The sequence below is a fragment of the Virgibacillus tibetensis genome (assembly GCF_036026595.1).
Lineage (GTDB): Bacteria > Bacillota > Bacilli > Bacillales > Amphibacillaceae > Virgibacillus_P > Virgibacillus_P tibetensis.
Genome location: NZ_JARZFX010000003.1, coordinates 54,816 through 80,229, shown reverse-complemented (window position 1 = coordinate 80,229; position 25,414 = coordinate 54,816). Strand labels below are relative to the sequence as shown.

Here is a 25,414-nt window from a genome sequence, read left to right as displayed (position 1 = left end):
GATTAAGATATGGATAACTGGCATATAACAGGAGGGGGCGCGGTAGAAACTTACCTAGCTCCCCTTTGCTATTTTCCAGCATAATTCCTTTTCAAGAATATTCTTGATAGCTGACTGGGTATAATGGATCTTAGTAGAAGAACGGGTAATCACGAGAATTAAGTATAGGTGGTTTTACTATGAATGTCAGAATTGAATTTACCTATCGAACCCCCAAAGGAACAGAATCAGTGTTCAGCTCGGAAGAAATGCCTGCCAAGAAGGCATTATTGCTGGTTGAGGATTTAGAAAGAACGAAGCGGATGAAAAATTTAGTATTCATTGATCGCCATGAAACTGCATGGAGCTTGAAGGAACTAAAGAAGCAGATGGAAGAAATTAAAACAGAACCCCACCATGTGACGGTTTATTTTGATGGTGGCTTTGATTTGAAAACAAAACGATCAGGGCTTGGCTGTGCTATTTACTATGAACAGAATGACAAATCATTTCGCCTTCGAAGAAATGCATTAGTAGAAGAATTAGAAACAAACAACGAAGCAGAATTCGCTGCGTTGCACCTAGCATTACAAGAATTGGAGATTTTGGGTGTCCATCATTTACCAGTAACTTTTGTTGGAGATTCGCAGGTGGTAATTAACCAGTTGCAAGAAGACTGGCCTTGCTATGAGGAGGCGTTAGTCAATTGGGCCGACAGGATTGAAAATAAAATGGATCAGCTGGGAATCGATGCTGTATTTGAACTCGTTCCTCGTAAGCAGAATAAGGAGGCAGACCAGTTAGCCTCACAAGCCTTGAGTGAAGTTGAAATAACGAGCACATGGGAAATAACATGAGGGGGGACTTTATGCATAAATTCAGATATAAAGCCCCTGATTCCACAGAGATTTGAGAGTTGCCAGCACGGGGATGTAACACCTTTTGTAAGTGTTTGAACCAATCAATACTAGAATTCGTTTGATGCTGAATTTTCAAATTGATAGAATATAATAGAAGAGACAGGTCCCTTTGTGATAATATAGTAAAATGGAAAGTGAACACAAGACGATGGATAATACTAGGTTCATCTCTTCCTGACGGCGGCTAAATAAGTTAGGAACCCTTAGTATGCAACGAATCTTCGTCAGTTACTTAACCACTTTAGAGCACTAGGGGACAGCCCCTGTAAAGGAGTAGCACACATGAAAATAGGAATTGATAAACTAGGTTTTTATGTACCTCATTTATATGTTGATATGAATAAATTAGCGGTTGCCAGAAATATTGAGCCCGCAAAATTCACGATAGGGATCGGGCAGGAAAAGATGGCGCTTGCACCTATCACGCAGGATCCGGTTACACTGGCAGCAAATGCGGCATTGGGAATCTTAGACGAAACGGATAAAGAGAAGATTGATTTCGTTATATTCGCAACAGAAACAGGTATCGATCACTCCAAGTCGGCAGCTGTATATGTTCACCATTTAGTCGGGCTTAATCCACATGCCCGCTGTATTGAAGTGAAGCATGCATGCTATGGAGCGACTGCTGCTATTCAAATGGCAAAGGGTCATGTTGCATTGAATCCGGAAAGCAAGGTACTGGTATTGGGCTCCGATATTGCAAGATACGGTTTAAATACCTCTGGTGAAGCAACACAGGGAGCAGGCGCTGTTGCAATGGTAATCAGTGCCGACCCGAAAGTAATAGCACTCGAAGCTCAAAGTACATATCTGACAGACGATATTATGGACTTTTGGCGTCCAAACTATTCGGATAAAGCCTTTGTGGATGGAAAATTTTCAAATGAACAATACATATTGTTCTTTTCAAAGATGTGGGAGCAATATAAAGAGAAGACAGGACTGGATTTAAACGACTTTGAAGCGCTCTGTTTTCACCTTCCTTATACAAAAATGGGAATGAAGGCGTTAAAAACTGTCTTGGATGAAGGAACGGAAGCTACTCAGCAACGATTAGCAGCGAACTATAAAATCAGTGCAGAATACAATAAAAATGTTGGAAATATTTATACCGGGTCCTTGTATTTAAGTTTACTTTCACTGCTAGAACAAAAAGAAGACCTGCAGGCAGGTTCACGAATCGGATTGTTCAGCTATGGATCCGGGGCAGTAGGAGAGTTCTTTACTGGTATCCTGCAAGCTGGTTTTCAGGATCATTTATATGTTGAAGAACATAAAGGTTTATTTACATCCAGAACAGAAGTATCTGTTCCAGAATACGAAGAAATTTTCCAGGAAACCTTGCCGACGGATGGTTCAAACATCGAGTTTAACATCGATAAAGACCCTGCAGCAATTTGCCTGGTAGGAATGACTGACAACATGCGTAATTATGTTAATAAGTTAAGATAGGAAATAAAAGACTCAGGGGAGATTATAATTTACCCCCTGAGTCTTTTTAATGAATTATAGTCACCACTTCACAAATTGCATTTTATCTAATGTTGTTTGTGTAGTTTTTCAATTGAACGCGTAATACAATTATTCAATTAGCTCTAATAACCATGCTTTAAAGTCTACGGCACGCTTATGAGCAGGTTGTGTGTCGGTGCCTGTGATAAGAAGCGGTGTGAGTGAATCCTTGGCATGTAACGAGCCATGTCCGCCACCTCCTACATGGGTTGGGGAGTGTTCAGCAATAAATTCATAACCTGGCTTTGCATCAACAATGAGAAAACGGCCTTTATGAGAATGGAGCGCGCCGTGGAGTCGTGCGAGTGCGTCAGGGTATTCTCCATAGTCCATTTCATTTTTGTCGTTTGTGGATAAATCTAGAATAGAAAGATCACCATGCATACCCCAAGTTTGATTATACGGATCAGTAAAATTTCCATCAGGTTGAAAAGTAAATAGTTGATTTGAACCTTCAGCTGTAACATAATTCTTTTCCTCATCTTTCCATGCTATGAAACCAATTCTGGGGTCATCCATCAAGTCTGAAACCAAATCCATATAGGTAAGATTGTCATCCAATAAATGAATATATGCCATCCGTTCATTAACAGCCAACGCGAGCTGATCTTTCGTTTTCACAAGTTCTCCCAGTTCAGCAAGCTGATACATTTCAAAAAGTGCTGGTAAATCAATAATGGCTTCATTCCGATCTTCACCGATAATTGCTTGGCCGCTGTCACCATACACAATCAGAGTCATATTTTCCAGGGCATCTTCCCATGTGGGGAAAGCATCCAAGATCGTTTGCAGGTGCTGGTCAATTTGCTCAATTCCATTTATCTCGGCAGGACCATTTTCATGAACAGGATGATCTAGATCAGGAAAATAGCCAAGTGTAAAAGAGGGGAGACTCTCATTCTGAATAAGGTAAGTTATTTCTTCCGCCGTAAAAGCATCATTCATTCCCAGGTCCTGCCAGACTCTATTATGTTTATTATTATCTGGACTATATTGAGAGAGGCTTCCCATAGAGAACAATGTCGGGCCTTTTACAGTAAAATCCTTCGGTAGCAGATTGAATGCTGAGGCAATTCTCGGTACATGCAGGTTATGTTTTTGATTTCCACGGTAGACGAGCCCGTTGATGGAGGCTGATTGAATTTGTCTGTCATCTAAATCTTCATATATAGTTGCTGTATTTTTGCTTAAATGCTCTTGGTTCAGATTGGACATACTGTCTTTTAAAACTTGCTTTACACCACCATGAAATATTTCCATTTTACCACTTCCATAGCTGATCAACCTATTTTCTTCTTTATTGAACCAAACAAGCCCTGGCAGTTGATGCTTGTCTGCATAGACTCCTGTTAAAAGGGTACTGTCAATCGTAACAGACATCGTAGGGTAGGAGCTTACAACACGATCCACATACTGCCCTTGTTCAGATAAGAATGTCAAGGCAGGGGCACGTCCTTCCTCCATTGCTTTTTGCATGGGCTCATCCATCAAGGAATCAATGATTAGAAAGACGACGGGTTTTTTAGAGGGAGAAATGGAAACGCTATTAATGTCTTTAGTTGGTGTAGAAAATCCATACCAATTAATTGCAAAAAGGAGTAGAGCGATACTCAAAAGTGTAATTACTATTTTTTTAATCATTTGTGGATCATCCTTTAGGTTAGTTTTGTTGAAATCTCTGTAATTTAAGTTAGTTATAGTATTCATATGAAGCGTTCAATCTATTTACTGTCAGTCGAAAATAAAATTTTAAAAAAGCTTTTCTAAGGAGCCACTAGTATGAAAAAAATAATAATGATTGGCATCATTTATGGAATTAGTATTTATATTGCTTTTCTATATCGGGACCCCTTGCTGAACTGGTTGAACCAAAGTGATTTATCACAGCTTCCATTTATGTTCTTTCTGAGTATCTTTTTCGGTGTTATCCCCATCGTTCCATTTACTGTATTTGCAGGGGTGATGGGAGCGAAGTATGGAGTATGGGTGGGGGCGATCATTAACTGGACAGGTTCAGTTGGAGCGGCGGCTGTGTTTTTTGTACTAGCACGTTACTTTTTTGTGAGCCAATTTCAAAATTATATAGTACGATTTAAAAAGATTAAAAAGTTTGAACTAATTATTAGTAAAAATGCATTTATAGCTATCCTATTCAGCCGAATGATTCCAATTATTCCTCCACCTGCAGTAAATGTGTATTCTGGATTAAGTTCAATGTTATTTAAGACTTACATTCTGGCGACTGCTCTCGGGCAAATACCTGGAATGCTGGTCTATGCCTACTTAGGAAATCAACTCTTTGTTTCGCCTCGTTCATTTGCTGCAGGTATTTTATTCTATCTCGGTTTTATTATTATTATCCTATTCATTTACCGCTGGTGGTATAAGAAAAAAAGTTAGTGATGATTTATAAATCCTTTGACAGGGATTAACGTAGATAGATAAAGAACAGCCCCACTGGTTTTGCCATATATTCCTTTTAAAAAGGTATAAAATTCCTTGCATAAAACCAAGCTATAAAAAATGTCTCAGATGAATTACAAAAAAGGTGGTAGGGATGCAAACCGCGGGATGGGGGGCTGGAAGATTTTATGATAAAACGGAGAAAACAATATAAAGCAAGTAAAAATAAAAAGAATAATATGCCTGGAAAAGAACAATCGACTATCGAACAGTCGCAGTTATCTGGAAACCTGTCAGCGGATGAAAATAAGCTTCGGGACATCTATAAAAATAGTTCGGACGTAGTTTTCCGGTCTTTTTACATAGGCGAAAATGATAAAGCAATGCTTATCTACATTGAAGGAATGTCAAATGTTCAGGAAATAGATGAGGGCGTACTGTCGCCGTTGATGAATGTAACAAGAGATACAGGCACTGCAGTAGATTCATTGATCGATAAGAAAGTAGCTGTATCCGATGTGAAAAAGGTGAAAGAAATTTCAGAGTGTGTTAAAGAAATAGCTTCTGGAAATCCGGTCATCCTTGTGGATAAGCAGAATACAGGTTTTGCACTAGGTCTCTCCAAATGGGAGAAACGGTCTGTGGAGGAGCCCCAGGCAGAAATGGTTGTCCGGGGACCGCGAGAAGGATTTGTTGAAACCTTATCTGTTAATACTTCTCTACTAAGAAGAAGGATTCATAATCCCAAGTTAAAAATGCAATCAATGGCAGTAGGAAGGTATACCGAAACAAAGGTGATAATTGCTTACATTGAGGGAATTGCTGGACAAGAATTAATTGATGAGGTTGAAAAAAGGATTAAGCGAGTGGATATTGACGGCATAATAGAAAGTGGTGTATTGGAAGAATTTATCGAGGATGATCCATATTCCCCCTTTCCGCAGGCCTTAACCACCGAGCGCCCCGATGTGGTGACAGCTAATCTGCTGGAGGGGCGTGTCGCTATATTGGTTGATGGAACGCCGATTTCGATGGTCGTACCTACAACACTTTATACTCTACTGCAATCACCTCAAGATTACTACAGTCGCTTTTTGGTAGGAACATTAATCCGCTGGCTTCGTTATATGTTTTTCCTGGTATCATTGCTGTTCCCGTCTTTGTATGTAGCACTGCTCACCTATCATCATGAAATGATTCCGACGGCGCTTTTAATCAGTGCAGCAGCTTCACGTGAGCAAGTGCCCTTTCCGGCCCTGGTTGAAGCATTAATCATGGAAATCACCTTTGAAGCATTAAGGGAAGCAGGTGTGCGTCTGCCAAAGCAGCTTGGAGGAGCTGTAAGTATTGTTGGAGCACTCGTAATTGGCGAAGCAGCAGTTTCTGCAGGAATAGTCTCAGCACCAATGGTAATCGTTGTTGCTATTACAGGGGTAGCTTCCTTTACTGTACCAAACTACGAGGCGTCCTATGCGATTCGCATGCTCCGATTTCCAATTATAATTTTGGCGGGAACACTTGGTTTACTTGGAGCTATGCTGGGTATTCTTCTTATTATTGTTCACTTAGCGTCATTGCGTACTTTCGGAGAGCCATACCTGAGTCCTATGGCGCCAATGAAGGGTAAGGACATGAAAGATATTCTCGTACGCGCCCCGTGGTGGAAATTGAACACAAGACCGCATTCTACTGGTAAAAGTAATACAAATCGCCAATCTAATAACCAGAAACCGAGTCCGATAAGAGGGAAGGAATGAACTAGCAACTATGTATAGGGAGGTGGAAGCAGATGGTTGAAAAGGGGAAGATTAGTGCTTTACAGATGGCTTTTTTGCTCTATCCGACAATTACAGCAACAGCTATCCTTCTCGTACCAGCCATTACGGGAAAGTATGCAAAGCAGGATTTATGGCTGTCTCCGATATGGGCTTCGTTTGCCGGAGTTTTGGTAGTCTTTCTAGTCATCCAATTAAATAAACGGTTTCCCGAGCAAACAATTATCCAATATGGAGAAAAAATTACTGGGAAGTTCTTCGGTAAATTGCTTGGGGCTGCTCTTATATTCTTTTTATTTCATTCAAATGGCATGATTATAAGAGAATATGGAGAGTTTATCGTTGGGAGCTTCCTTCCTGATACGCCAATGGTGGTCATAATCGGTAGTATTCTGTTCGTCTGTGCACTTGCAGTAAGGGGAGGAGTGGAGGTTCTTGCTAGAAGTGCAGAAATAATCATACCTGTCGTAGCATTAGTATTTATCTCTACACTCCTGCTGCTTCTTGCTGAAACGGATGTTACGAATATTTTATCTGTATTTGAAAAAGGGATTACACCTTCTTTAATGGGGGCGGTCGTACCTTCCGGCTGGTTTATGCAATTTTTCATGCTATCCTTTTTTCTTCCTTTTCTCAAGGATAGAAAAAAAGGAATGAAAGTAAGTATGTTTACCTTAGCAGCTGTTATGTTTACATTGGTGATTACAAATTTAGTAACGGTGATGGTGCTCGGGAAATTGACAGAAACATTTACGTATCCGGTAATGGAAGCTGTAAGACAGATAAATTTGGCTGATTTCATTCAGAATTTTGAATCGATAGTAATGGCGCTGTGGGTAGCCACAACCTTTATCAAAATCACCGTCTTTTACTATGCAATTGTCCTTGGCACAGCACAGTTACTGAAATTGTCTGACTACCGGCCGATAGTTTTTCCGATAGGGTTCTTACTGGGTGGAATGAGTATTTGGTCGGCAACCAGTTTACAGGAGCTCAGTTATATCTTAAGTCATATATTTCCATTTTATGGCCCTATCTTTTATGTTCTAATTCCTGTTCTATTGTTTTTACTTGCTGTTTTCCGTAAAAAAACTTCAAATAAATCTGCGTGAATAAAGCGGAAGGAAGAGGTGATGAAAATAATGTTTATAATACTTAAAAAAACGCATATTTTTTGCCTAGGTATTATAGGAATGCTCTTTCTTGCTGGATGCTGGGACCGCACGGAGGTTAATGATATAGCAATTGTTTTAGGGGTAGGGCTTGATAGAGCTGATGAGGATCAGTTGGAGCTTTCCGTACAGATCATAAATCCCGGAGCATTAGGGGGCGGTCAGGCAGGAGGTGGTGGTGAAGGAGGAGAAGTGTCAACTGTCCAAAGAATTACGGGCAGAACCATCTTTGATGCCAGCTCTAAACTTCAGCAAGAAGTTTCCCGCGAGTTGTTCATCGGGCACAACCAAGTGGTTTTTATTGGGGAAAAACTGGCTGAGGAAGGTATTCATAAATATATAGACTATTTTGCAAGATCACCTTTTCCAAGACTGCGAATGAATGTATTTGTGACTAAAGGAGGTCCGGCGGATTTTCTCAACATCAAACCAGACTTAGAGACAAGTTCTGCAGAGTTTGCCAGGAAATTAGCCAACTTTGAGATTGGTGTAAATATAACCTTAAAAGATTTGATGGAAATGTTATCTAGTAATGACAGTGGTGCTGTATTGCCAATTGTAAAGATAGTATCCGATTCCCCTGAAAAACCTGGCCTGCGTACGGAAGGTACAGCTGTATTTGATAAGGGAAAAATGGTTGGAGAAATCGATGAGAAACTAACGAGAGGACTACTATGGCTGAGAGATGAAATTAAAACTTCTACGGTAACCATTGAACCAGAAGAAGCAGAGGGATTGATCTCTTTTTATATATTTGACGCCAGTACGGTGTTGAAGCCGGAAATTAAAAATGGTAAATGGAAAATGGTCGTGGAAGTGGAGTCGTTTGACGATGTAAGGGAGAATGAAACAAAACTAAATATGGGGGATCCTGCAACTCTAAAAAAAGTGGAAAAACAACTGGAACAAGAAATTGACGAACGAATTCGTTTGACGCTAGAGCTTGTTCAAAAAGAAATGCAAGTAGATATAGTTAACTTTGGTAAAGCCTTTCGACGTCATTATCCAAAGGAATGGAATAAGGTAAAAGATCAATGGAAAGAGAAATTCCCAGAAGTAGAAGTGGAAATTAAAAGTAGGGTGGAAATTCAGAGACCAGGGAGTTCCACGTCCCCTCAAAGCGTTCCAGAAGAAGAGGAGGCTGGTCAATGAAGTTGGGATATGTGTTTGTAATCCTAGTTATCGCTGTCCTTATTACATTATATGAATGGCCAAAAATAGATAAAAACCTTCGGAAGGAAAAACAATTTTTTATAGTGTTCACAGTAGGAGGCGTTCTTTTGGCAATTCTTCTCATCTATTTTCCAACAATGCCGGGACCGTCTCAGTTGGTTGAAATTGTATTTAAACCTCTTGGTAAGTTAATGGAACCAAAGTGAAAATTGGTACACAAACTCTTCACATTTGGCATAGAGTAAAGTTAAAACTTTACTCTATGCATAAGAACAACGAGATCATACAATAAGCCATATCACTACTTTACGTGATATGGCTTATTTAAAAAGTAAGAACGAGTATAGAGGGAGTATAGAATAAAAGTTGTTTTCTAAAAGATATTGCATTTGATAAGCTAATATTATTGCTGGTGTGCAACGCTTCAGTCCTGTTTCTCGTTCACGTTCGCAAGTTCATGCTCACTGTGGGGCGCTCATCAGCCTTATGAGAACACAATCTCTTGCTTTTTTATCTTGTTCGGCGCTCATCAGCTTTATGAGAGCACAATCTCTTGCTTTTTTATCTTGTTCGGTAGCTCATCAGCTTTATGAGAGCATATTCTCTTGCTTTTTTATCTTGTTCGGTAGCTCATCAGCTTTATGAGAGCATATTCTCTTGCTTTTTTATCTTGTTCGGTAGCTCATCAGCTTTATGAGAGCACATTCTCTTGCTTTTTTATCCTGTTCGGTCGCTCATCAGCTTTATGAGAGCCCAATCTCTTGCTCATTTATGTCGTTCGACAAGAACCAGTAAGGTCCATTACATTGCTTTTAACAACAACTTTTTAAGCAATGGTGTGAAATGCTCAGGAAGTTCTGCAACGCTTGGGATTATCACACGTTCTCTTCCGTAAATATTTTTCATCATTTGGTCTTCTTGCTCTTCAACTTCGCCATCAGCTAGAAACATACCAATGACATCAATTCCTTTTTTACGGGCCTCCAATACAGCTTCATGGGTATCGACAATGCCGTTCTCATTATAGTCGGAAGCAGCTGGTTCGCCATCTGAAAAGACTAGTAGAAACTTGTTCTTTTCACGGCGTTCTTCCAACTCATGTGTAATTGCACGAATGCTGAAGCCATCCCGATTATCTTCCTGTGGTTCCAGCTGCATAATCTTCGGACCATTATTTTTATAAAAGGAATCCGTGAAGGAATGGATTATGTGGGAATAATTTGGCTGGTAGCCTTCCTTTACATCATTTGCATCCTCCCAAAACCCAACGATAGAATGGGGAATTTTCAAGTGCTTGAGAACTTCATGAAAGAGAACAATTCCTTTCTTTGTTTCGTCCATTTTATTATGCATGGAGGCTGAACAATCAATAAACAGGTTGAAAACGGCATCGATTTCGTTGGATTCCTGATTTTTTTTATAAAAAATTCTCCTTTCATCATCGATCATGATTGGTAAGAGTTTTCTAGATAACCGGCCAAACAGTAGATCCTTGCGTGGAGAGTTTCGTTTATGCTCCAGCATTTTTTCAATTGTTAACGAAAGCTTCCGTTTATAAGGCTCCATCTCCAGGAAGAATTTTTGGTATAATTCGATCTCATGACTAGTTGGTGTGTTGGCTTTTTTAATTAGGTTTACTGCATCTTTATTTTCCACACCATAGGTTCTTCCTTTCATTTGTTTCCCTTGATTTTTTTCTTTCTTTTGCATCGATTCCATGTCGGAGTAGTCATTTTGTTTACTATCACCAGAAGTACCCTGAATGGAAGCCATCGCTTGGTCACCTTCCTCTGTTTCTCTTGCACCCTCACCGATTAAACTTGTTTTTGTACCTTGCTCCAGCTCAAATTGCAAGAAAGTGTTATTTCCATCGCCATTTTTATTCTCGTGATGCCATGTCGAAAATTTTTCATCAATATACTCACTTTTATCCTGATCTACTTCTTCATAGTCGTCGTTTGCCAGGCTATCTGTTCGTGTTAACTCATCAAATAACGTGTTCCTTGTAAAATGTTCAATATGGGCGATAGGGAATATAAAATACTCATTTATGCAATCCCGAAATTCTCCTTCTGTTTGCAATACAATCTGCTCAGAAATCTCTGCAATGGCTGCGGTGCTTCTCGCTTCGAAAACCGAATAGAGAAGAGGAGTTACCCTTTTCAATTGCTCCAGTGTTTTGTCGTTTGCCTGTGTAAAGACAGGATCAGGATGATCGGATTGCAGTTTTAAATAAAGGAGACAAAATAATTCATCCAGCATATAACTTTTGGTAACATTTGTGGTTAGCTGTGTTTCAAAATAATGCCTTAGGTAGTTTTTTCGAATTTGAAAGACTGCCTTTGTGCCCGGACGTTCTTTTTTCACGATTTCCTCCAAACGGAGATCCTCTAATAAGGTAAAGAGCTGAATGGCAAACTTAGGCAAACTGGAGGATTGAATACGCTCCAAATAGCCTTTCATGGCTTGAATGGAAGAGTAATGCAATGTTCCAATGATTCGCAAATATAAATCAGATTTTAAACCTGGCTTCTGAATTGCGGGACTGCCAATATTCCAAACAGTACTCGCGGTCACCTTTTTATCCACAACATCAATATAGGACCGATAACTGTATTCAAACTTTAAGTCGGGATCTTCTGATAATACAGTGGCCAGGTCCTGCAGCTGCAGAAAAAGATTTGTGTCGATCTTCGCGTTATGAAAACGATACATCTGACATTCTCCTATCTAGAACAGTGTTTCTGCTAGGTTCTTTACAAATTCTTTTTCTCTCTCTTCGTCCAGCTTATCAACAATTGAACGTTGAATGGCTCGTTTCGGTGGAATCAAAGTACTTAAATCACAAGCATCGAGCAATGCGCGAATAGAAGCAGCATCTTCGGTCAGTTTACCTTGGTGGACGGCTTGAATCAGATCGGAGGATAACTTAATAAACAAATCCGTTGTTGATTCGTCATGAAGCCTCGTATTCGCTTGAATCACTTGCTTAAGCTGATCACCTTCAATATAAGGAACCTCGATGACGATGAACCTATTTTTCAAAGCTTCATTAAGTGGAACAGTCCCAATATAACCCTCATTAATTGCGGCAATTACACCAAACCCATCTTCAGCAGTAATGATTTCATTCGTAAATGGATTTGTAATCGTTCTCCGGTAGTCAAGAACTCCATTAATAAGTGGTAACGTTTCCGGCTTCGCCATGTTGATCTCATCGATATATAGAAAAACTCCATGTTTCATGGAATTGGTTACAGGTCCGGGGATAAATTGAATCACTTGTTTGTCTTCTTCGTATGCTAATGTCTTAAATCCCAGCAGGCTTTCCGCATCCAAATCAACGGAACAATTGACACTGAACATAGGTTGATTAAATAAGCTGGAGAGCGTCTCAGCAAACTTCGTCTTACCTGCACCTGTTGGCCCTTTCAATAATATGTTCTTTCCCATACTCAGAGCTGTTATCGCATCGGTGAGTAAATTAATATCTGGCGGGACATAACCACCATCTCTTATCAATTCTGTAAATGATGTTGTTTGTTTCCGTCTTCCCGCAGTTACTAATTCGCTTATATTATCTGGGAGCTTATCAACTAAATTCATGTACGATCATCCTTTCAGAATTAGTGTAGTCTTTTTTTGATAGAATAACAAAAAAATACGGTTGTAAGGATCAAGTTCTGTTAAAAGTAGTATAATTAAAGGAAACACTTTACATCGGGGGATGGCTTTGTTTTAGTTGAACTTCTGTACTGTGGGTGCAATAATCAATTTATTGCGCAACTTACTGGTAGTAAGACTCCTGCCGATTGGAAATTTACCAGATCAAACCAGGAGACAGGCGCCCGCTCGGAAAGGATGCAACCATGTACAATTTATTTACAAGTAGTTTACGAGACTTTTCATTTTCCTATAAAAAATATTTGTCCTTTGAATTAATATACGCATTACTGGCAAGCCTCATTTTTGTTCCGTTCCTTTCCTACATTTTTAACCGATTGTTAATGGTAATGGGGGCAAGTTCACTTTTAAATACAGAAGTATATAAGCTGGGTTTAAGCTTTACGGGAATGACTGGTATTCTTTTGATAAGTTTTTTTGCTGTGGCTATTTTATTTGTGGAGTTTGGTGTTCTAATTATTATTGCTCAGAAAAGGTTTTTTAATCACAGTGTTTATGTCGCTGAAGCAGTTGTTACGACACTTTCCAAATTACCTAAGCTGCTTGGGTTTGGAATTTTTCAGTTGTTCTTTCTCCTGTTGCTTTTTATTCCTTTTATAGATTCATCGACATTGCCTCCAGTACTCGATTTTAATGTAACCATTTTTCTGACGGGTATATTATATGAATCGTACTTGTCGATGATCATTTACTTCACTATCCTAATACTATTTGGTTATTTGTTTATTCGGTGGATTTTTGCACTTCATTTTATTTTTATCGAAGACAAGTCCATTTGGGAAGCTATGAAAAGCAGTTGGACAGTTACCAAGTATAATAAATTGCGCTTGATTTTTTATCTTTGTCTTCTGAATCTGCTGTTTTTTGTATTTGTGTTTATAGTTATGAGTCTGGTATCCCAGACTGCAACGCTGCTCGATGTGAAATTAATTGGTAATTTCATTAAAAATTACTTACTGACATTCTCAAGTTATTTGACGCTCATTTTTTCGCAGTTTTTGATACCTGTTAATATCATTATTTTGACAAGGTTATTTTACCAGTTTCAACAAAAAGAAGATTTTTTAGTAAAAGATACGTTAAAATTAAAGAGAAATCATCATTTAACTAATCTTGAAGAAGGAATTAGCCGATATTTTACAAAACGGAAATATACTTTAACAGCTGTTGTCGCTATTACGTTAACAGGGATGTTTATTATTAATTATGCAGTAAATGATAGTATCGTTTATTTAAAGTGGGACGTGGCAGTCGCAAGTCACAGAGGGGACATGAAGGAAGCACCGGAAAACTCGATGAGCAGTATTCGGTCTGCGATTGAAAAAGGGGTGGATGCTGTTGAAGTGGATGTCATGATGACAAAGGACGGGGTACTCGTCTTGAATCATGACTATGACCTGCAACGAACAGCAGGTGTAGCAGAAAGTATTAAGAACATGACCTATGAGGAAGTTTCACAAATCGATATTGGACGACATTATGATGAAGCCTTTACAGGGGAAAGAATACCAACATTGGATGAGGTTATACAAGAGGCTAAAGAGAATGATACGAAACTTATCCTCGATTTAAAGGCTGTGGATCCTAACACGGATTTTGCCGGGGCAATTGTCGAGTTGGTTGAGAAACACGAGGCTGACAGCCTTACCTATGTTCAATCCTTTAACTATGATTTACTACAGGAGATCCGTAACAAAAATAACACAATAAAGATCGGTCAGATCCTGTTTTTATCTGCTGGTAATTTAGCGAATTTGGATGTGGACTTTTATACGATCCGGGAAAGCATGCTGACGAAACGGTTTATTAGAAATGCCCAGAACCTCAATCGCGAAGTATGGGTATGGACGGTGAATATTGAAAGAAATATTGAGGAGGTGCTGACCTATAATATTGATGGAATTATTACAGATTATCCAGAACGGGTCCAGCAGGTGCTGGGGATAAGATAGAGTAAAGACCGTTCAACATAAAACGGGAAGTGCACTTTCCGACAGGGGGAACAAAGATGAAAAAGAAACTACTGGTGATTGCCAGCAGTATTATTGTTGTTTTGCTGATAGGATTGGTTTTTGCGGGGAATTATTTTTATGGCCAAGGAATTAAGCGAGGAACGGATGTTGAACTACATAGTGAAGATGAAGCCGTAAATACAATGGCAAGTGCGCAGGATCAAAAGCTGTTTGATGATGCGGAGGATTGGTATGAAAAGCAGAATCCTGAAGTTGTAGAATTGACAGCCTACGATGACTTAAAATTAAAAGCGAAATTTATCAAAAATGAAGCGGCCACAAATAAAGCGGTTATTTTAGTACATGGATTTCGAAACATAGGTGATGACATGGGGAAGCTTACGAAATTTTACTATGAACAGGGGTTTGATATCCTGCTTCCTGACGCAAGGGGCCATGGTGATAGCGAAGGGGATTATATCGGCTACGGCTGGCATGATCGGCTCGATATGGTGGACTGGACAACTATGCTGATCGATGACTTTGGTGCAGAGGGAATTATTTTGCATGGGAATTCCATGGGGGCTGCAACGGTTCTCATGACAAGTGGCGAGGAGCTTCCGGATGAGGTGAAAGGTATTGTTGCTGACAGTGGCTACAGTACGGTAAAGGAAGAATTAATGCATCAACTCGATCATATATACAATCTACCGTCATTCCCACTACTCAATGTTACAAGTGTTATTACGAAGATACGGTCAGGTTATACGTTTACCGAGGCATCCTCCATTGAACAGGTGAAGAAAAATAACCTGCCATTATTTATTATTCACGGAGACGCAGATGATCTGGTTCCGACTAAAATGGCCCATGCGATTTATAATGCAGCTGGCGGGGAGAAGGAATTATGGATTGTTCCTGACGCCGGACATACCAAGGCTTTTGATAATGTAACAGGGGAATTCAAGAAACGGGTGACAGCTTTTATTGAAAGTGTATTTTATCTCGATGAGTAGGGGTATCGGAGGAGAAGGTTGATTTGAGTTGATGTGGAAACGAATTGTAAGTGAGGAATCTGTATTGTTGGTGAGGAATAGTAAACACAGTCTCAATCATTTACAGAAAGCTTTTTGTAATCAGTTGCACCCAAATGGTAATTTGTTATTCGTACAAATGGAATGCTCCACCTATAAATGATACTATTAAAATAGACTAAGAGTGCGTGTTGAAAAAGGTTGTATTTGTAGGAGGAAACATAATTGAACTTTAATATAGGGCCAAGAATGATGAAAACTGGGTTAGCCGTGGCACTATCCATTTTAATAACAGAAAGTATGAATTTAGAGCTGGGCATGGTTGCTGTCATCACAGCAGTATTAACGATGCAGCCTTCAATCATGCGCTCGATAACATACATTAAGGAAACAGCACTGTCTACCCTTATTGGGATTGTGTTCGCATTGGCAGGTGCCTATACACTCGGCTTACATCCGATTTCAATTGGAATAACTGTCATTGTTGCGATAGCAGTCAACATTAAAATGGGCTGGGTAAAAACTGTACATATCACGATTTTGACAATTGCAATTATCATGCTTTCTCCAGATGACGGTATTCATCTGATGTATCTGCTTGAGCGTTTATCTTTAATCTTAATCGGAATTTCATCGGCGTTTTTTATTAATGCGTTTATCTTTCCGCCTAACCATCAAAAATTGCTTTATGACATGATTAAGAAATCATTGGATAAAACCAGCTTTTTACTTCGGGTGATCCCTAATAAAACAATGAAAGTAAGAGAGCTTAAAAAGCGTGAAGAGGAACTGAAAAATGATATCAACGAAATAAATGATTACCTGGGTATTATTAATGATGAAAAAAGCAGAATGTTCATCCGTAACAGATACCATTTCATGCGTGATATCGTGATTTTTAAACAGATGCTCAAAGTGGTCGATCTCGAATCAGATCTGATAGAAAACCTGGAATTAAAAATGGATAAAATCGAGGAGATTTCGCCTAACCAGTCATTTTTGGTTAAGAAATTAGTTGGCAAGATTGTGGAGTACCATGAAAATATTATTTTGACTTATGAAGATAAAATACTCGTACAAAAAGAGATGCAGAAGGAAAGCTTTACTGCAATGAATTTGACAATTAACGACTTAATCAATGAATTACAGCAATCCGAAATTGAAAAGTGGATTGAAATATTCCCTGTAGCAAGCAGTATTGTAAAGCTGATGGTAGAATTGGAAAAGTTAGATAAATATATACGAAAACAAGAAAAGATGTTTTAGCGTGTTTTAGGTGGCAGTTCCTCACAGACTTACTTGTACTGTGAGGGGCTTGCCGCCTTTTTACTAGTAATTAAATTTGCTTTGAAGTAAATATGGTAGAATGTATATTAAACTGGTTTTGTAAAATAGGATCACTGGAGGGGCTATACTTGAAGAAATTACTGATTATTTTAGTAATTGGCATGATTCTCGCGGGATGCAGCAAAGATGAGGATAGTACGAGTAAAGCGAACGATGAAACGGAAGAGGTGAAAGAAACCGAAGAGGAAAGCACGGATATGAAGACTACGGAAGAATCAGAGACGGAAACGGAAGCAGAAGAGATACCTGGGCTCGGAGACTTAGAAATAAAGCTTCACGGGAAAGCAATTATTGATGAAGATAAAATAATCGTTGAAGGGGAAAGTAATCTGCTGCCAGGATCAAGGCTCTTTTCAAACGGAATAAGTGATGACGGCTTTGCCTCTGCAACATTTATTGACGGTGCAGAAGTAATGGATGACGGCTCTTTTTCCTTTGAATTTTCAGGGGTAGGAAAAAGCACAACAGTAAAACTTAAAGTAGTTAATAATAGGGAAGAGACGATAGAACAATACGGGGAATTCCTGGAAAACGCTACAGGACCGCAAGTTTATTTAACGGATACACATGGTGTTTTTGAGGTGAAAGTGGAATTTCACATTGATGTAATGGAAGAAATGCCGTACACTATTCCGATCGAAATCCCGGAGTGGAACGAAAAACCAGATAATTATGGCGAGCCAGAGGTATGGATGGAAGCGGAGGTAGACAGTGACCACCGTTATCTGTATTTTCATGGTACTAGCAATTTAATGGAAGGTGCACAGGTTGGAGGAAATCTGATGCATGAATCAGGAATAATTGTTCCATTCTCTTTTGGGCATACGAGGGTTAACCCGGATGGAACATTTGAGTTTCGTGTTCCCTACACCACATTGAGACAGGGGATGTACATGCCGATACGCTATCAACCAGACCGGAACACCTGGGAAGATGTAATCGCTGTATATGGGGAACAAGGTGAAAATTTGAAGGGTGATTTGATTGAACAAGACGGAGATAGCCAGTACGCAGAATTAATAGTTAAGCTGGATGTACCCGATTTTGAACCACCGGAAGATGTAGGTTTAACTGTAGAGGAAGAAGAAGTGAAAATCCAAATGCCAGATGATTTATTGTTTGACTTTGATGACAGTGAATTGAAGCCAGAGGCAAAAAACACGCTTGAAGATGTAATAAAAGACCTCCAGAAATTGGATGCCGATACGACTATTGAGATCAACGGTCATACAGATAATGTTGGCCAACCAGATTACAATATGGAGCTTTCAGAGAAACGTGCAAACGCCGTATGGGATTATTTGAAAAAGAATGGCAACGTATCTGGATTAGATGTTGAAGTAGCAGGTTATGGAGAAACAGAACCTATTGCATCAAATGAGGATAAAGAAGGTCAGGATAGAAATCGACGCGTAGAAATTGTTATCAATCCCAAAAAAGGAAATTAACTACCAAACAAACCCCTGTTCTGATCAGAGCAGGGGTTTAGTGAATAGCAGGAGAAAAAGGAAGATCAGCATACATGCTCACAATTGGTAGGTTTAGTTCTAAAAGTGGAAAAACCGGCGTTTAACTGGTTCCGTAACTATGGAATTAATTCCGTGTTCCCGGAAAGAATGATTCAAACAAGCTGCAGCAATGAATCGGCTGAAAATAAATGTGAAAATTGAAACCTTTATTCCGCAAAACAGGAATAAAGGTTTTATAATTTAATCCGGAATCCGGCTTTGTCTGCAATTACAACGATTTTAATAGTTGGCATACTTTTTGCTAATAATAGTAGTAAGGAAGGGAGTGTAACTAAATGAAAAAAATATATACATCATTTAATGAAGCAGTTAAGGATATTAAGGACGGATCGACGATTATGGTAGGTGGATTTGGCCTTGTCGGTATCCCCGAAAATCTTATTCTTGCGTTAGTAGAGTCTAAAGTAAAACATTTAACAGTAATCTCGAATAATTGCGGGATAGACGATTGGGGGCTTGGATTACTGCTTGAAAATAAACAGATAGATAAAATGATCGGTTCCTATGTTGGAGAAAATAAGGAATTTGAACGTCAGGTTTTATCTGGAGAGCTGGAAGTTGAGCTTACTCCACAAGGAACGCTGGCTGAGAAAATTCGCGCAGGAGGGGCCGGTATACCCGCATTTTATACACCAGCAGGAGTAGGAACACCAATTGCAGAAGGTGTGGAGGTACGCACGTTTGATAATAAAGAATACTTGCTGCAAACAGCATTAAAAGCAGACTTTAGTCTTGTAAGAGCATCTAAGGGAGATCACGATGGCAATCTGTTTTTAACAAAACCGCCCGCAATTTTAATCCAATGATGGCCGCAGCAGGAGAAGTAACAATTGCCGAGGTAGAACAACTGGTAGATACAGGTACTATTGATCCAGAACATGTACATACACCAGGAATTTACGTCCAGGGACTAATCGAAGGACAACAAGAAAAAAGAATTGAACGTTTAACAGTCAGAGAAGAAGCATAAGCTTACAGGGAGGTAATGATTTCATGGTAAAACAGGTCGATAAAAAATTAGTCAGAGAGCGGATTGCAAAAAGAGCAGAACGAGAAATTACAGATGGTTCCTATGTTAACTTGGGAATAGGGATGCCAACCATGGTTGCAAATCATATTCAACCAGGGAAAAAAGTTGTTCTTCAATCAGAAAATGGTTTACTCGGTATAGGAAGATCCCCATTAAAAGAAGAGGTAGACCCTGATTTAATTAATGCAGGAAAAGAAACAGTGACTGCAGCAGAAGGTGCGTCCTATTTCAGTAATGCAGAATCATTTGCAATGATTAGAGGAGGCCATTTGGATCTTGCTATACTTGGAGGCATGGAAGTATCTGAAGATGGCAATCTTGCGAATTGGATGATACCAGGTAAAATGATCAAGGGCATGGGCGGCGCAATGGACATCGTCCATGGAGCAAAGAAAATAGTTATTATTATGGATCATGTAAATAAGCAAGGTGAGTCTAAAATATTGAAGCAATGCCATCTTCCTTTAACTGGAGAAGGTGTCGTAAATCGGATAATTACTGACCGTGCAGTAATTGATGTAGAAGCAGATGGCCTAGTGCTTATCGAAATAGCAGAGGGATGGACTGCAGAAGAGGTTGTTGCATCTACGGAAGCAGAGCTGCGTTTAAGTGAAAATCTCCAGGTAGGAACGTATTAAGGAGAAGGCTTCCTATACATGGTAGAAGGTAAAGTAGTATTTATCACAGGCGAAAGGTGTTACTGGTCAATCTATTGTCCTTGATGGAGGATATACTGCACAATAATAAAGGAGTGAGAGAATGAAGAATGTATATATTTTAGAAGGAGCCCGTTCTCCTTTTGGATCTTTTGGTGGGAGCCTGAAGGATGTTGATCCAACTGATCTGGCAGTTACAGTCAGTAAAGAAGCGATTCTAAGGAGTAAAATAAATGCTGAGGATATTGACTTTACCGTCCTTGGTAATGTAATTCATTCAGCGAAGAATGCACCATATCTTGCCAGACATATAGCGTTAGCTGCTGGTATCCCAATGGAAAGTCCTGCACTTACTGTCAATCGACTTTGTGGATCTGGTCTTCAGTCAGTTGTCTCCGCAACCCAATCCATCATGCTGGGCGATGGAGATGTTGCACTTGCAGGCGGAGTAGAAAGTATGAGTCTCTCTCCTTATGCTTTACGAGGAAGCAGATTCGGTACAAAACTGGGAACACCGCAAGTGGACGATATGTTGTGGGCTGCTCTGACAGATGAACATATCGGTTGTGGAATGGGAGTAACCGCTGAAAACCTTGCTGAAAAATATGCTATTTCCCGCGAAGGTCAAGATGACTACGCTACACAAAGTCATCAGCGTGCAGCAGCAGCTAGAAAAGAAGGGAAGTTTGCCGAAGAAATAATTCCTGTGGAAGTAAAATCCAGAAAAGGGACAATAACGGTAGACACAGATGAGCATATACGCGAGGACACAACAACCGAAAAACTATCAAAGCTTAAGCCTGCCTTTAGGAAAGATGGCAGTGTTACAGGTGGTAATGCCAGTGGCATCAATGACGGAGCAGGAGCAGTAGTTCTTGCAGGGGAAGAATATGTAGAAGCAAAAGGATTAAAGCCATTAGCGAAAGTAGTTTCATGGGCAGTTGCTGGTGTAGACCCATCCTATATGGGAATTGGTCCGGTTCCAGCTATAAAGAAGGCGCTTGAGAAGGCAAACTTAACTATCGATGATATGGATCTTATTGAAGTAAATGAAGCCTTTGCTTCCCAATACCTAGCGGTCGAAAAAGAATTAGGTCTTGACCGTGAAAAAGTAAATGTTAATGGTGGAGCTATTGCTTTAGGTCACCCAGTTGGGGCAAGTGGGACGAGAGTATTGTACTCTCTGATAAAAGAACTAAGAAGAAGAGATAAAAAATATGGAGTTGCTTCCCTGTGTATTGGTGGAGGACAGGGAATCGCTATGGTTATAGAGATTGTATGAGTAAGCAATAGGTAGAATTAAATAGTAAGAAGAAGCTATATGATATCATACTCAAGTGGAGGTGGTACCGTATAGCTTCTTTTAACATATGATAAAATGCTAAAAAATGCTAAACTAATTACTACCAGACATTCATCAAAAATGCTATGGGTTATCCCTGAGCATTATTAATTAACAGTATGTTTCAAACGAATTCGAAAAGGGGAGTTTTAGGATTATGCTTCCCGTTGATTAGAATACATAGTTCAGATGAATGAATAAATAATAGTAGACAACGATAATAAATAATGGTTATCATACCTCATAACCAAAAAGGAGTCTCCATCATGATTGATTATTTTTTAAATCTTAACCCAATTGCTCAGGCTGCGATTGCGACATTATTTACATGGGGAATGACAGCGCTAGGTGCTGCTCTGGTTTTTACGACAAGAGGATTTAATCAACGATTCATGGACAGTATGCTGGGTTTCGCAGGTGGTGTTATGATTGCGGCAAGTTTTTGGTCATTGCTTGAACCGGCAATCGATATGGCAGAAGGCGGACCTGTACCTGTCTGGGTTCCAGCAGCAGTCGGCTTCTTACTTGGTGGCTTATTCTTGTGGAGTGCCGATAAATTACTCCCACATCTCCATCCCACCTCATCGATTGACCAAGCAGAAGGAATAAATCCAGAGAAAAAGAAGCGCAGTACGCTACTGGTTTTAGCTATTACATTACACAATATTCCTGAAGGTCTTGCGATAGGCGTAGCTTTTGGGGCAGTTGCTGCAGGCTTGCCAACAGCATCTATTGCAGGAGCGATTGCATTGGCAATAGGGATTGGCATTCAGAACTTCCCAGAAGGTCTCGCTGTTTCCATGCCGCTTCGGCGCGAAGGAATGTCACGGAGAAAAAGTTTTATGTATGGTCAGGCATCCGGTATGGTTGAACCGATCGCTGGTATAATTGGCGCAATGGCAGTAATTTTTATCCAGCCACTTTTACCATATGCACTGAGCTTTGCTGCTGGAGCCATGATATTTGTTGTAGTGGAAGAAGTAATTCCTGGCTCCCAGGAAGAAGGGAATAAGGACCTTGCTTCCATGAGCCTTATGATTGGATTTACGGTCATGATGATACTGGATGTGGCACTTGGATAATATATCCTGCATGTAATTAACCGCAGAGCACAACCTAGAGAAAGAAAGGGAGGAATCTTTCATGGCAGAAAACAGTGACAGCTACACAATTGCAGGAACCAATATTGAAGCAGTCAAAAGACAAGCGCAGCGCTCAGGGTTAACGTATAATCAGGCAAAAGAATATATTGCTAAAACAACAGGTGGTCATGGTACACATGTTTACAGTGATACGGATGCAGAAGAAGTGAAACGAAGAAACCAGCAATCCATTAACGAACAATCTACTACGTAATACAGCGATAGAAGGCAGATTAATTAGTTGATCTGGCTTCTATCTTTTTAAAAACAATTATTACATAGAGGCTTGTAGAAGATAAAGAAAATTGACGTGTTGCATCACAGACAGCTGAAGAAACGACGAGAGAGAACATACTTGTCTCTAACGGGTTCCGTTTCCTATCTCAAACATTAAAAATGTAATGTAAAACGACCATCAATTGTGTACTGCTAATTTGATGGTCATTTTTTGTTGGTGTAATAGTATTTTCTTTATAATTTACATTAAAATTGTAGTGTAATTTGTATCCCAATTTGTTAGGTGACAATGGCTAGTGTAAGTCTACATTTTGACCTACAAATTCGTATGCAAATTGGCATATACAAATTTACCATTAAATTGGAAATCGGTTAGTTGTCGTTTGATTTTATAATGTATTCTGAATATTTATGTTAAACTAAATATAGATATTGTGAACGATTACACTTAAACTGGCAGGTTAGTTGAACAAGGAGTTTAAATGCTTTTGGTAAATTACAGATGAACTAACTTTATTCAAGCGGGAATAAAAATGGATTTCACAAAAATATTAAAAGAATTTCCAGTACTAGAAACTGAAAAAGTACGATTAAGATTAAGATGCAACAGCTTTAAAGAAATATTATTCAAATGAAAATGTATAGCGTAATCTTGATTGGAATGGACCAGAAACGTTAGAAAGAAGTTATGAAATAATCAACTTATGGAACAAAGGCTATGATGATGGATGGATTACTCGTTTTGCAATTGCTGACAAAGTAACAGATGAATTATTGGCACCATCTATTTAAGTGAATTTGAAGGCAAGCGAGCCGAAGTTGGCTATGAATTATCAGAAAACTACTGGCGTCGTGGAATCATGCCTGAAGCTATACGTGAAGTTTTGTTATTAGGATTTAGTCAGTTAGGTTTAGTAAGAATCCAAGCCTTTGTTAGTGCTGAAAATGTTGCTTTAAAGGAGATATTAAAAAATTTCAACTTCAAAGAAGAAGGTTATTTAAGACAGTTTGAATGTCACAGTGTTACTGGAAAATGTAAAGATATGTGGGTATATGGTTTGTTAAATACAGAGTTTCAGAAATAGGTATAATAACAAATGAGAAAGGGAGGATTAATATGATTCAATTCAATAATAATAATATTACAGTTTTTCAAAGTTCAATATTTATGACCACGACGGCGATAATACAAACTAATAAAGCCGTTATTATGACAGATCCTAATTGGTTACCTTCTGAAATTGAAGTAATTAAGAACTACATAAACCAGATTGTTGGTGATAAGCAATTATATATTATTTATACACATAGTGATTTTGACCATATTATTGGTTCCGGAGCCTTTCCAGAGGCAATGGTAATAGCTTCTAAACAATTTGATAATAATCCTACTAAAGAAGATGTAGTTCAAAAAATAAATAGGTTTGACCAAGAGTATTATTTAAACAGAAATTATATACCCGAATATCCTTCGGTAGATATTGTTGTTTCAGATGATGGGAAAAAATTAGAATTAGAATCGTTGACTATGACTTTTTATAAAGCACCAGGTCATACCAATGATGGTTTATTTACAGTGGTTGAACCTTACGGAATTTTTCTTTCAGGAGACTACCTGTCAGATATAGAATTTCCATTCATTTTCAGTGATTACAACGACTATGTAAATACTGTCAATAAAGCTGAAAACATTTTGCTTAACCATAATATAACAACTCACGTACCAGGTCACGGTTCTACAACACAGGATCAAATAGAAATACAAAATAGAATAAATTGTTCGAAGTATTACTTAAAACAACTTTTTCATGATAAAGGAGAGTTAGAAAGGTATTTGAGCAATAAATATAAGTTCTTTGAAGGAATGAAAAGTATTCATTTTGATAACAAGAAGATGATTAAAAAAGGACTTTAAAATTGGTATTATCATATATATACTAATCAGTGGGTGGAACGTAATGACTGTTGTAAATGAGTATTTAAAAGTAGTTCAAGAAAGGTTTAGAAGTGTTAAAGAACTAGGAGATAAGACAATACAACAATTGTCAGAAGATGATATACACTGGGCTTTAAATCATTCATCTAATAATATTGCAATAATCGTGAAGCATTTAAGTGGAAATATGATTTCAAGATCGACTGAATTTTTAACTTCTGATGGTGAAAAAACCTATAGGAAACTTGACCAAGAATCCGCAAACACTATTTCATATGAAGAGGACTTATTAAAAAATATTTATATTCGTGGCGAAATCCACACGGTTATTGATGCGATTGAAAGGCAAATGGCACATTACTCTTATCATATCGGACAAATCGTTTATGTTGGTAAGCAAATTAAAAATGAGGAATTGGAAAGCCTTAGTATTCCTAAAGGAAAATCAGAAGAATATTTGCGACACATGCTAAAAAATAATCGAAAGTTAACGTAAATATAAGTTTTCTTATTATGTTAAGTCAGCTAATAGAAGTTTGTTTCTTGTTGCATTAAATGGTTGTAAGCGTCAAGTAAAAATGGACACTT

At 38.8% G+C, this 25,414-nt stretch carries 21 protein-coding genes and 1 pseudogene; 19 read left to right on the top strand and 3 right to left on the bottom strand.

Annotated features, from left to right (window positions below; genetic code table 11):
* Positions 1-179: 179 nt before the first annotated feature.
* Both QGM71_RS08660 and QGM71_RS08655 read left to right on the top strand, forming a co-directional pair.
* A complete protein-coding gene (locus QGM71_RS08660; RefSeq protein WP_327607139.1) occupies positions 180-836 on the top strand; it encodes a ribonuclease H family protein in 657 nt (218 codons plus the stop codon).
* A 345-nt stretch (positions 837-1,181) separates the two neighbouring features.
* Complete coding sequence (locus QGM71_RS08655) at positions 1,182-2,354, top strand: hydroxymethylglutaryl-CoA synthase (protein ID WP_327607138.1); 1,173 nt, start codon at positions 1,182-1,184, stop codon at positions 2,352-2,354.
* A gap of 129 nt (positions 2,355-2,483) precedes the next feature.
* On the opposite strand, the gene QGM71_RS08650 is transcribed toward QGM71_RS08655, so the two are convergent.
* Complete coding sequence (locus QGM71_RS08650; protein ID WP_327607137.1) at positions 2,484-4,055, bottom strand: alkaline phosphatase family protein; 1,572 nt, start codon at positions 4,053-4,055, stop codon at positions 2,484-2,486.
* 138 nt (positions 4,056-4,193) lie between these two features.
* On the opposite strand from QGM71_RS08650, the gene QGM71_RS08645 reads away from it, so the two are divergent.
* The 5 genes from QGM71_RS08645 to QGM71_RS08625 all read left to right on the top strand — a co-directional run bounded on the left by QGM71_RS08645 (position 4,194) and on the right by QGM71_RS08625 (position 9,143).
* Positions 4,194-4,814 (top strand): TVP38/TMEM64 family protein, encoded by a 621-nt coding sequence (locus QGM71_RS08645; RefSeq protein WP_327607136.1) that lies wholly within the window; start codon positions 4,194-4,196, stop codon positions 4,812-4,814.
* A gap of 191 nt (positions 4,815-5,005) precedes the next feature.
* Positions 5,006-6,574 carry a spore germination protein gene (locus QGM71_RS08640; RefSeq protein ID WP_407703008.1) on the top strand — a complete coding sequence of 523 codons (1,569 nt, stop codon included), beginning with the start codon at positions 5,006-5,008 and terminating at the stop codon, positions 6,572-6,574.
* Positions 6,575-6,606: 32 nt separating this feature from the next.
* On the top strand, positions 6,607-7,704 hold the full coding sequence (locus QGM71_RS08635) for a GerAB/ArcD/ProY family transporter (protein WP_327607135.1): 1,098 nt from the start codon (positions 6,607-6,609) through the stop codon (positions 7,702-7,704).
* Positions 7,705-7,734: 30 nt separating this feature from the next.
* The gene (locus QGM71_RS08630) at positions 7,735-8,916 is read left to right on the top strand and encodes a Ger(x)C family spore germination protein (RefSeq protein WP_327607134.1); all 1,182 of its coding nucleotides are present in this window, start codon (positions 7,735-7,737) and stop codon (positions 8,914-8,916) included.
* The gene (locus QGM71_RS08625) at positions 8,913-9,143 is read left to right on the top strand and encodes a hypothetical protein (RefSeq protein ID WP_327607133.1); all 231 of its coding nucleotides are present in this window, start codon (positions 8,913-8,915) and stop codon (positions 9,141-9,143) included. Before QGM71_RS08630 ends, QGM71_RS08625 begins: the two co-directional genes overlap by 4 nt.
* Before the next feature lie 595 nt (positions 9,144-9,738).
* On the opposite strand, the gene QGM71_RS08620 is transcribed toward QGM71_RS08625, so the two are convergent.
* A complete protein-coding gene (locus QGM71_RS08620; protein ID WP_327607132.1) occupies positions 9,739-11,652 on the bottom strand; it encodes a vWA domain-containing protein in 1,914 nt (637 codons plus the stop codon).
* 15 nt (positions 11,653-11,667) lie between these two features.
* Positions 11,668-12,543, bottom strand: coding sequence for an ATP-binding protein (locus tag QGM71_RS08615; protein WP_327607131.1), 876 nt, complete (start codon positions 12,541-12,543; stop codon positions 11,668-11,670).
* Between the two features lie 263 nt (positions 12,544-12,806).
* Here QGM71_RS08615 and QGM71_RS08610 point away from each other — a divergent pair, with 263 nt between their 5' ends.
* The 12 genes and pseudogenes from QGM71_RS08610 (at position 12,807) to QGM71_RS08555 (ending at position 25,322) form a co-directional block, all read left to right on the top strand.
* Positions 12,807-14,573 carry a glycerophosphodiester phosphodiesterase family protein gene (locus QGM71_RS08610; protein ID WP_327607130.1) on the top strand — a complete coding sequence of 589 codons (1,767 nt, stop codon included), beginning with the start codon at positions 12,807-12,809 and terminating at the stop codon, positions 14,571-14,573.
* Positions 14,574-14,629: 56 nt separating this feature from the next.
* On the top strand, positions 14,630-15,589 hold the full coding sequence (locus QGM71_RS08605) for an alpha/beta hydrolase (RefSeq protein WP_327607129.1): 960 nt from the start codon (positions 14,630-14,632) through the stop codon (positions 15,587-15,589).
* A 243-nt stretch (positions 15,590-15,832) separates the two neighbouring features.
* On the top strand, positions 15,833-16,873 hold the full coding sequence (locus QGM71_RS08600) for an FUSC family protein (protein WP_327607128.1): 1,041 nt from the start codon (positions 15,833-15,835) through the stop codon (positions 16,871-16,873).
* A gap of 149 nt (positions 16,874-17,022) precedes the next feature.
* Positions 17,023-18,402 carry an OmpA family protein gene (locus QGM71_RS08595; protein ID WP_327607127.1) on the top strand — a complete coding sequence of 460 codons (1,380 nt, stop codon included), beginning with the start codon at positions 17,023-17,025 and terminating at the stop codon, positions 18,400-18,402.
* A gap of 356 nt (positions 18,403-18,758) precedes the next feature.
* Positions 18,759-19,453 (top strand): annotated as a pseudogene (locus QGM71_RS08590) (CoA transferase subunit A).
* Between the two features lie 23 nt (positions 19,454-19,476).
* Positions 19,477-20,151 carry a 3-oxoacid CoA-transferase subunit B gene (locus tag QGM71_RS08585; RefSeq protein ID WP_327607126.1) on the top strand — a complete coding sequence of 225 codons (675 nt, stop codon included), beginning with the start codon at positions 19,477-19,479 and terminating at the stop codon, positions 20,149-20,151.
* 121 nt (positions 20,152-20,272) lie between these two features.
* On the top strand, positions 20,273-21,451 hold the full coding sequence (locus QGM71_RS08580; RefSeq protein ID WP_327607125.1) for an acetyl-CoA C-acetyltransferase: 1,179 nt from the start codon (positions 20,273-20,275) through the stop codon (positions 21,449-21,451).
* 326 nt (positions 21,452-21,777) lie between these two features.
* Positions 21,778-22,593, top strand: coding sequence for a ZIP family metal transporter (locus QGM71_RS08575; RefSeq protein ID WP_327607124.1), 816 nt, complete (start codon positions 21,778-21,780; stop codon positions 22,591-22,593).
* Between the two features lie 61 nt (positions 22,594-22,654).
* A complete protein-coding gene (locus QGM71_RS08570; protein ID WP_327607123.1) occupies positions 22,655-22,867 on the top strand; it encodes a gamma-type small acid-soluble spore protein in 213 nt (70 codons plus the stop codon).
* 793 nt (positions 22,868-23,660) lie between these two features.
* Complete coding sequence (locus tag QGM71_RS08565; protein ID WP_327607403.1) at positions 23,661-23,975, top strand: GNAT family N-acetyltransferase; 315 nt, start codon at positions 23,661-23,663, stop codon at positions 23,973-23,975.
* Between the two features lie 32 nt (positions 23,976-24,007).
* Positions 24,008-24,805: an MBL fold metallo-hydrolase gene (locus QGM71_RS08560; protein ID WP_327607122.1), complete on the top strand. Its 798-nt coding sequence runs from the start codon at positions 24,008-24,010 to the stop codon at positions 24,803-24,805.
* A 43-nt stretch (positions 24,806-24,848) separates the two neighbouring features.
* Positions 24,849-25,322: a DUF1572 family protein gene (locus QGM71_RS08555; protein WP_327607121.1), complete on the top strand. Its 474-nt coding sequence runs from the start codon at positions 24,849-24,851 to the stop codon at positions 25,320-25,322.
* Positions 25,323-25,414: the final 92 nt, after the last annotated feature.

Excerpts from the sequence above, each read along its gene's own strand:
- QGM71_RS08660 (WP_327607139.1), top strand. The coding sequence starts at position 180 with ATGAATGTCAGAATTGAATTTACCTATCGAACCCCCAAAGGAACAGAA.
- QGM71_RS08655 (WP_327607138.1), top strand. The coding sequence starts at position 1,182 with ATGAAAATAGGAATTGATAAACTAGGTTTTTATGTACCTCATTTATAT.
- QGM71_RS08650 (WP_327607137.1), bottom strand. The coding sequence starts at position 4,055 with ATGATTAAAAAAATAGTAATTACACTTTTGAGTATCGCTCTACTCCTT.
- QGM71_RS08645 (WP_327607136.1), top strand. The coding sequence starts at position 4,194 with ATGAAAAAAATAATAATGATTGGCATCATTTATGGAATTAGTATTTAT.
- QGM71_RS08640 (WP_407703008.1), top strand. The coding sequence starts at position 5,006 with ATGATAAAACGGAGAAAACAATATAAAGCAAGTAAAAATAAAAAGAAT.
- QGM71_RS08635 (WP_327607135.1), top strand. The coding sequence starts at position 6,607 with ATGGTTGAAAAGGGGAAGATTAGTGCTTTACAGATGGCTTTTTTGCTC.
- QGM71_RS08630 (WP_327607134.1), top strand. The coding sequence starts at position 7,735 with ATGTTTATAATACTTAAAAAAACGCATATTTTTTGCCTAGGTATTATA.
- QGM71_RS08625 (WP_327607133.1), top strand. The coding sequence starts at position 8,913 with ATGAAGTTGGGATATGTGTTTGTAATCCTAGTTATCGCTGTCCTTATT.
- QGM71_RS08620 (WP_327607132.1), bottom strand. The coding sequence starts at position 11,652 with ATGTATCGTTTTCATAACGCGAAGATCGACACAAATCTTTTTCTGCAG.
- QGM71_RS08615 (WP_327607131.1), bottom strand. The coding sequence starts at position 12,543 with ATGAATTTAGTTGATAAGCTCCCAGATAATATAAGCGAATTAGTAACT.
- QGM71_RS08610 (WP_327607130.1), top strand. The coding sequence starts at position 12,807 with ATGTACAATTTATTTACAAGTAGTTTACGAGACTTTTCATTTTCCTAT.
- QGM71_RS08605 (WP_327607129.1), top strand. The coding sequence starts at position 14,630 with ATGAAAAAGAAACTACTGGTGATTGCCAGCAGTATTATTGTTGTTTTG.
- QGM71_RS08585 (WP_327607126.1), top strand. The coding sequence starts at position 19,477 with ATGGTAAAACAGGTCGATAAAAAATTAGTCAGAGAGCGGATTGCAAAA.
- QGM71_RS08580 (WP_327607125.1), top strand. The coding sequence starts at position 20,273 with ATGAAGAATGTATATATTTTAGAAGGAGCCCGTTCTCCTTTTGGATCT.
- QGM71_RS08575 (WP_327607124.1), top strand. The coding sequence starts at position 21,778 with ATGATTGATTATTTTTTAAATCTTAACCCAATTGCTCAGGCTGCGATT.
- QGM71_RS08570 (WP_327607123.1), top strand. The coding sequence starts at position 22,655 with ATGGCAGAAAACAGTGACAGCTACACAATTGCAGGAACCAATATTGAA.
- QGM71_RS08560 (WP_327607122.1), top strand. The coding sequence starts at position 24,008 with ATGATTCAATTCAATAATAATAATATTACAGTTTTTCAAAGTTCAATA.
- QGM71_RS08555 (WP_327607121.1), top strand. The coding sequence starts at position 24,849 with ATGACTGTTGTAAATGAGTATTTAAAAGTAGTTCAAGAAAGGTTTAGA.